The organism is Corallococcus caeni (assembly GCF_036245865.1).
Lineage (GTDB): Bacteria > Myxococcota > Myxococcia > Myxococcales > Myxococcaceae > Corallococcus > Corallococcus caeni.
In genome coordinates, this window is the sequence record NZ_BTTW01000010.1 from 315594 (window position 1) to 323146 (window position 7553).

The following is a 7553-nucleotide window of genomic DNA, read 5'->3' on the forward strand; positions in this document are numbered from 1 at the left end:
CCCCGCCACGAAGCCGGGCACCACGGCGACCGCGCACGGAACGCACTCTGGGACGCCGCGTCTTGCACGCCGGGTCCGGGCTGACGCATGTGGACGCTCCCCTCATCCTGGAGCGTTCGTGTCCCGTCCCCTCCCGTGGTTCCGCTGGAGTCCCCTGGCCCTGACGCTGGCGGCCTCGCTGTCCTGTGCCCCCATCGAGGACCTGGAGCCCCCGCCACAGCCAGCCACCCAGAAGCAGGGCGTGGACGTCCCGGGCTTCGCCGAACTGCACCACCACATGTTCGCCGAGGAGGCCTTCGGCGGCGGCTGGTTCCACGGCGGCGTCAACGGCACGCTCGACACCTGTGACGGCGGCTGGCCGGAGAGCGACCACGCCCGCGTCCGCATGGACCTGAGCGGCCTGCTCAACCTGTGTCCCAACTCCGGAGGCGTGGACCTGAGCGGCGTGCCCGTCCTGTCCCAGCTCTTCGGCGTCGCGGGCGCGGTGGGCTCGGAGTTCATCGGGAAGATCGAGGGCACGGAAGGGGACACCGGCCTGCACATGGGCCGCCGTCAGCCCGGTTCGGAATGGCCCCGCTGGGACACCATCGCCCACCAGCAGTCCTGGGGCGGGTGGCTCAAGCAGGCGCACGACGGAGGCATGTCGCTGGTGGTGGTGTCCGCCGTCAGCAATGGCTTCCTCTGCGAAGCGCTGCCCCCGCAGAACCGCAAGCGCGCCTGCGACGAGATGATGGACGTGGAGGTCCAGCTCCAGATGGCCCACGCCTTCGACGCGGCCAATGACTGGGTGGAGATCGCCCTGTCGCCCGCGGACGCGCGGCGCATCATCTCGCAGGGGAAGCTCGCCATGGTCCTCTCCATCGAGACCAGCAAGCTCTTCGGCACGAAGGACTGGCGAGCGGAGCTCAACCGCTTCCACGCGCTGGGCGTGCGCACGCTCCAGCCCGTGCACCAGCTGGACAACCGCTTCGGCGGAGCGGCCCCGCACAACGCCATCTTCCAGGCCGCGCAGTTCCTGGAGAACTGCCACATCGACACCGACTGCGGCATCACCGCCGCCGGCTTCACGCTGGGCTTCGACGTGGACGCCCAGTGCCGCAACGTGAAGGGCCTCACCGCGGACGGCCAGCAGCTGCTCCAGGCGATGATGGACAAGGGCATGCTCATCGACCTGGCCCACCTGTCGGAGAAGGGCGTGCGTGACGCCTACGCCGTCTCCCAGACGAACCGCTACTACCCGCTCTTCATCAGCCACGGCCACTTCCGCGAGGTGATGAACGGCAAGCTCGCCGGGAACGAGAAGACCACCCCCGCCTGGGTGGTGCAGCTGCTCCGCCGCACGGGAGGCATGTTCGGCCTGCGCACCGCGCACGACGAGACGCGCACGTACACGCCCGCGAACATCGCCAATGATTGTCAGGGCTCCAGCCGCTCCTTCGCCCAGGCCTACGAGTTCGGCCGCCAGGGCCTCAAGGTCCCCATGGCCTTCGGCGCGGACTTCAACGGCTTCATCCAGCAGACGCGGCCGCGCTTCGGTCCCAACGGCGCGTGCTCGGCGGGCTTCCAGGCGGAGGCGGACGCGCAGGCCCACCAGCAGGAGCTCGAAGCCCCGGGCCGGCTGGGGACGCCGTTCGACGAGCAGGGGCTCGCGCACGTGGGCCTGCTGCCCGACCTGCTCCGCGACGTGCGCAACCTGGGCGCGGACACCACGCCGCTGGACCGCTCGGCGGAGGTGTTCATCCGCATGTGGGAGCGCACCGCGAGCAGCGCGCGCACCGGCATGGCGGACCCCGCGCTGGACGTCGACACGAGCGGCATCGCGCCGTGGGTGCCACCGGACGAGCGTGAGAAGGCCTACCCCACCGTGTGCGGCAAGGCCTACGCGCCGGACTCCAAGACGCTGAACCAGGGCTGCCGCTTCGACGACGAGTGCCAGAGCGAGCAGTGCACCTCCGTGCTCTGCGCCACCTTCGACGGCCGCTGCGTGTGCAACGACGACGGGGACTGCGGCGCGTCCCGCTACTGCCAGAACGACATCCCGGGCAACCCCAGTGACAACGACTGCGTGGACCGCAAGACGGACGGCACGTCGTGCAGCCGCGACGGCCAGTGTCTCTCCGGAGCGTGCGGAGGCTGCTTCAACGCGGTGGGCTGGTGCTACACGCCGCGCTCCAAGGCCTACGGTCAGACGTGCAAGTCGGACCGCGAGTGCACCACGGACCGCTGCAGCGCGGACTGCTACGTGAACCCCACCGGCAGCTGCCTGTGCGACAGCGACTCGCACTGCGGCACGAACCAGTTCTGCGGGTGGGGGCTCAACTCCGGCAAGTGCATCAACAAGCGAGGCCGGGGCGCGGCGTGCTCCAGCGATCGCGAGTGCGCGTCCGGCACCTGCCGCTGGTCGTTCACCTGCAAGTAGCCGTCACGGGCGCGGGGCTCAGCCCTTGAAGCTCCCGCCCTTGCTGAGGAACTCGACCTGACACGACTGGCCCCCGCTCACCCGGGGGCGCTCCCGAACGGGCCGGGGCGGACGGCCGAACACGCGGTCCGTCATGCTCTGGTGACGCTGGGACTCGGACGGCCACGTCACGCCGAACACCGTCTCCCATTCCTTCTGGATGCGCTTCGCGGCGGTCTCGAACTCCAGGGAGATGGCCTCGCTGCGCTCGAGCGCCTGTTCAATCCGGCCCACCATGTCGGACTGGAAGCCATTGGTGTTGCCGGGCTGGACGCGCACCCACAGCAGGAAGTCGGTGATCATGTTGGCGAACGTGGGCGTCATGTCGTACCGCGCCGCCAGGAACGCGGCGATGTCGTCCGGCATGGCCGCGAAGTAGTTGAGGTGCAGGTCCGTCTTCCTGCCGCGCGCGTCCGAGTACGCCTCCACGTGCGAGTTGTAGGCCTTCATCACGGCGCGGATGCCGCCAATCTGCCGCACGTCCAGGACGGCGCCCACCTGGTGGTAGACGCCGTACTTCAGCCGCCGGATGTACTTGCTCGTCGGCGGCAGCGCCGCGATGGAGGCCGCCCCCAGGATGTCGACGTAGCCGCCCGCGGGGTTGGGCTTGCGCAGTCCCAGGATGCCGTCATAGCGCTCGGTGGGGGACCGGGGCTGGTAGAGCACGAAGTTGCGGTCGGGGATGGGCTCGAAGTCCGTGTCCTTGATGGGCGTGCTGACCAGCCCGCTGTCCGTGAGCAGCTTCTGGACGCCCGTGGGGCCCACGCGCGCGTCCTGCCCCAGCGCGTACACGTAGAAGTCGGCGTCGAAGGCCATGTTGCTCCGCGCCGGGAACGCCCCTTCGGCGGGCTGCTTCACGGAGGTGATGCGAACCCCCAGGCGCCCGTCCTTGTTCATCACGATGAGGCCCGTCACGTCCGTGTAGTAGTGGTTGTCGTCGCCCAGCCGCCCACCGCTCGCCAGCAGATCCACGAGCGTCAGGGGCGTGTCTGGCAGCACCTGGGCTCCGCCGCGGGTGAGCCACACCACGTTCATCCCGTAGTTGAAGGACTGTTGCACCGCATCGATGGCGGCGTTGCCCCCGTGGACGACGACCGTCTTGCCCTCGAGCGACTCATGGTTGGGGCCAAACCCGTACGGCACCATCCGCATGTACGCATCGAGCGAGAACACCCGGGGGTTGTTCTCCGGCCGGGGCCAGATGTGGATGCCGTCCTCCGGCGTGGGGACGCGCTCGGCCCCGTTGCCCATCATCAGGAGGATCTTGTTCACCCGCAGGGTGCGCTCCTCCGTTCTTCCATCCGGTCTGGCGACGACGCCCGACACCTGGTAGCCCCCGGTGCCCAGCGCTTCAATCTTCCGGACCCATCCCACGAGGAAGGTGAGCCCGCGCTCGGTGCGCGCCTGGGAGAGGATCTCGCTCTGCTCCGCGTAGAAGTCCTCGCGCCGCATCAGCGCCGTGGAGTGCACGCGCTGGTTCTTCACGCTGTTGATCCACGAGCTCTGGCCCAGCGAGTAATCGCGCCCGCGGCCGAAGCGCTCGGACGCCACCGGATGGGTCATCCACGGGTTCAGGCTCGTCCAGACGACGTGGTCCCTCAGGTCCGGCCGGGCGTTGTAGGTGTGCAGATAGAACGTCGCGCTCGGTCCCTGCCCGACGACGCAGACGTCGAAGTCCATTGGCATTGGCCCTCCCGGGGCATGCGGCGGGAGAGGCATCCAAGCAAGGACCATTCCCCGACCCACGCCCGGTGGACCGGCGTGAGCCGCGGGGCTCGCGTCTGCGCGGAACGCCTATGCGTCCGCCTGGGACGCCGGAGGCTCTGGAGGCTTCGGTGGCGCCGCATGCAGGTCACGCAGCGCGACCACGCGGTCCAGCAGCGGCCCCCCCAGCTTCCTCCGAGCGATGCGCTGGGACGGATAGATGCCCCGGTGCCCGGTGAGCAGGTACGCCACCGTGGCGACGATGGCCACGTGGGGCAGCACGGAAGCGCCCACCAGCTCCACCGCCATCAACGACAGCGCGAGCGGAGTGTTGGCCGCCGCCGCGAACAGCGCCGCCATGCCCACCGCCGCGCCCAGGTCCACCGGCAGCCCCAGCAACCGCGCGAGGACGTTGCCCAGCGCCGCGCCAATGAAGAACAGCGGAGTCACCTCGCCACCCAGGAACCCCGCGCCCAGCGTCACCACCGTGAAGACGAGCTTCCACGCGAACGCGCCCCAGGGCAGCGACGCGTCCTCGAACGCGCGCAGGATGCCGGGCACGCCCAGGCCCAGGTAGTCGCTGGTGCCCGCGAGCTTCCAGAGCCCCACCACGCCCAGTCCGCCCAGCGCCATGCGCACGGGCAGCCAGGGGACGCGGCGCTCCAGGACCCGCTTCAGCCCATGCGTGCCCTCGATGAAGGCCACCGCCACGCCCGCGATGCCCACCGCGAACACCAGCCACCGGCCCAGCACGGGCAGCGTCAACGCCAGCACCTGGGGTGACGGATACGCGGTGTGGTGGATGCCCAGCCCGCGAGTCACCAGGTCGCCCACGACGGCCGCGGTGAGCGCCGGCAGGAGCGCCTCGTAGCCCAGCCGGCCCACGCACACGACCTCCAGCCCGAACACCGTGCCCGCCAGCGGCGTGCCGAACACCGAACCGAAGCCGCCCGCGATGCCCGCCGCCAGCAGCTCGCGCCGCGTGTCCGGCGTCACGCGGAAGCGCCAGGCAATCTGGTCCGCCAGGCTCGCGCCCATCTGCACCGCGGTGCCCTCGCGTCCCGCGCTCCCGCCAAACAGGTGCGTGAGCACCGTGCCCAGCAGCACCATGGGCGCCATGCGCAGGGGAATCACCGCGTCCCCCACGTGCACCGTGTCCAGCACCAGGTTGTTGCCGCCCCGGATGGACGCACCCCACCGGCCGTACACCGCGCCCACGACGAGCCCCGCCACGGGCAGCGCGTACACCAGCGACTCATGCGCCAGCCGGAACGCCGTGGCTTCTTCGAGCAGCGCCAGGAACACCGCGGACGCCACGCCGCACACGCCCCCCACGATGGCGCCCAGCAGCAGCCACTGACCCAACGCTCGGGCACTCCGGGAGAGGTTCATGTCCGCGCACTCTAGCCGTGAAACAATGCGTCAATTCGGAGCGTCGCGTCAGCGAAGGACACGCCATTCTGACGCGCCGTGGCGGAATTCATGTTCAACATGGAATACATATTGCGGGGTTAATTCTGGTCTGAGGAGTGATTCCAGAATCAAACCCGTGTACCGTGCGCGGCCTCTCCCCATTGCCGGGGCGGGAACCCCCTACCTCTTCAGGAGCCGGTATGTCCGTTCGTCGCAGCGGGCTGTCCCTCGCCGCCGTCCTCGCCGCCACCACCCTCAGTGGCACCGCGATGGCCAGCACCATCAACCAGAACACGTCGTGGACCATCAACCGCTCGGCGTCGCAGACGTACCGGGTGGTGGCCTACGGCGACTCCATCTTCGCCGGCTACAACGGCGGCATCAGCAGCGTGGCGCGCCGTGCGGCCCCGGTGGTGGAGGGTGAGTACGCGGCGAAGAAGTGGGGCACGAACGTGGAGGTCATCCGCCGCACGAAGTCCGGCGCGAAGGCGGACGACATCTACAACAACAAGATCGTCTCCGAGCGCTCGTACATGCAGGACGCCAGGACGCGCGTCGTGATGTTCGAGATGTGCGGCAACGACTACCTGCAGGCCCGCAGCGCGTTCACGGACCAGACCGGCACGTGCAACTACAGCGGCCTTCAGAACGCGCTGGCGACCTGCACCACGTACATGGAACGTGGCATGCAGACCATCAACCAGTACGCGACCACCGCCAAGGTGAAGGTCATCTCGAACATCTATTACCCCGGCTATGACGCGGACAACGTGCTGACGGCCTGCACGGACGCGACGACGGGCCAGAAGGTGAACAAGCAGCAGTACTTCCTGCCCCTCCTGGCGCGCAGCAACTGGCGCGCCTGCAACCTGGCGGCGAAGTACGGCTTCAAGTGCGCGGACGCCTTCGCGGAGATGATGGCCGCGGACTACGACCGCAACGGTGACGGCCAGGTGGACTCCGCGGCCATCGCGTACCGCGCCGGCGAGACCGAGGACGCCTACGTGCAGCGCATCAGCGTCACCCTGCGCAGCACGCTGCGCGACGCGAACGGCCACCTGGCGAACAGCAGCACCAGCTACGACTACATCCAGTCCGACAACACGCACCCGACGTACACGGGCTCCACCATCAGCGTGAACATCTTCTCCGGCTCCGGCTCCGGCTCCGCGGCGCCGTCCTACACGGACGCCCAGGTTGTCGACGGCAAGAACCCGGACTGGAACAAGTTCGGTCACGAGCGCATGGGCTGGAGCCTGTCCACGTTCGACCCCGCGACGCCGTGAGCTGAAGCGGCATCCGCAGGGCCCAGGGCCTCCGACCCGTGAAAAGGTCGGGGGCCTTCTTGTGTGCGGAGCCGCACGGCGCCCAGGAGCCCGCCCGTCCGGCCACCGTCCTCGGAGCACAAAGGAAGCTGCCTCGCTCCACGACCCAGCAGGCTGCTGCCAGGAAGAAGGGGTTCACATCGTGGGCCCGCGCGTCCATATCCCCGGCGGCTGGGGACGAATGATCAGGCCCGGCTCAACCAGGGTTTGACGTCGCCGAACCGAAGCGTTAGACACTGGCCCCCCGCGCAACGAACCGCTGGCCCCCGGGCCTAGGAGAGTCAGCGCGGGGGACGAAAAGGATCGACGAAGGTTGTTGATCCCGAACGCGGCGAAGAGGTAGAAGCCGCGCCCCGCCCGAACGGCTCCGAACGAAGCAGCTCGGAACGCAGGGCGGACAGCAGCAAACGGTCGCCACCAAAAATGGTTGATCGCGGATGCGGTGGTGGTACAAGCCGCGCCCCTCGCTTCGAAGCCCGCGCACTGGCGCGGAAGGCACTTCGGAGAGAGCGCAGGGCCGACAAGAAAATAGGGCAGTCAACGAGCGGGTTGACAGCGAACGCGGCGAAGAGATAGAAGCCGCGCCCCCACCGAAGAGAAGCAGTCCGGCAGGCAACACACGGACGGCAAGCGGTGAAGGAAGCTGACAGCAA

4 protein-coding genes are annotated in these 7553 nt (G+C 69.0%); 2 read left to right on the forward strand and 2 right to left on the reverse strand.

What is annotated here, in order from left to right; genetic code table 11:
* The first annotated feature begins 118 nt into the window (after window positions 1-118).
* The gene (locus AABA78_RS34225) at window positions 119-2419 is read left to right on the forward strand and encodes a membrane dipeptidase (RefSeq protein ID WP_338269658.1); all 2301 of its coding nucleotides are present in this window, start codon (window positions 119-121) and stop codon (window positions 2417-2419) included.
* Window positions 2420-2437: 18 nt separating this feature from the next.
* On the opposite strand, the gene AABA78_RS34230 is transcribed toward AABA78_RS34225, so the two are convergent.
* Both AABA78_RS34230 and AABA78_RS34235 read right to left on the reverse strand, forming a co-directional pair.
* The gene (locus tag AABA78_RS34230; RefSeq protein WP_338269660.1) at window positions 2438-4138 is read right to left on the reverse strand and encodes a hypothetical protein; all 1701 of its coding nucleotides are present in this window, start codon (window positions 4136-4138) and stop codon (window positions 2438-2440) included.
* Window positions 4139-4252: 114 nt separating this feature from the next.
* Entirely contained in the window at window positions 4253-5554 is a 1302-nt protein-coding gene (locus AABA78_RS34235; RefSeq protein WP_338269661.1) for a chloride channel protein, read from the reverse strand.
* 221 nt (window positions 5555-5775) lie between these two features.
* Here AABA78_RS34235 and AABA78_RS34240 point away from each other — a divergent pair, with 221 nt between their 5' ends.
* The gene (locus AABA78_RS34240) at window positions 5776-6861 is read left to right on the forward strand and encodes an SGNH/GDSL hydrolase family protein (RefSeq protein WP_338269663.1); all 1086 of its coding nucleotides are present in this window, start codon (window positions 5776-5778) and stop codon (window positions 6859-6861) included.
* The last annotated feature ends 692 nt before the right edge of the window (window positions 6862-7553 follow it).

Bases quoted from the DNA above. Each gene is read 5' to 3' on its own strand.
- AABA78_RS34240 (WP_338269663.1), top strand. From the start codon at position 5,776: ATGTCCGTTCGTCGCAGCGGGCTGTCCCTCGCCGCCGTCCTCGCCGCC.
- AABA78_RS34235 (WP_338269661.1), bottom strand. From the start codon at position 5,554: ATGAACCTCTCCCGGAGTGCCCGAGCGTTGGGTCAGTGGCTGCTGCTG.
- AABA78_RS34230 (WP_338269660.1), bottom strand. From the start codon at position 4,138: ATGGACTTCGACGTCTGCGTCGTCGGGCAGGGACCGAGCGCGACGTTC.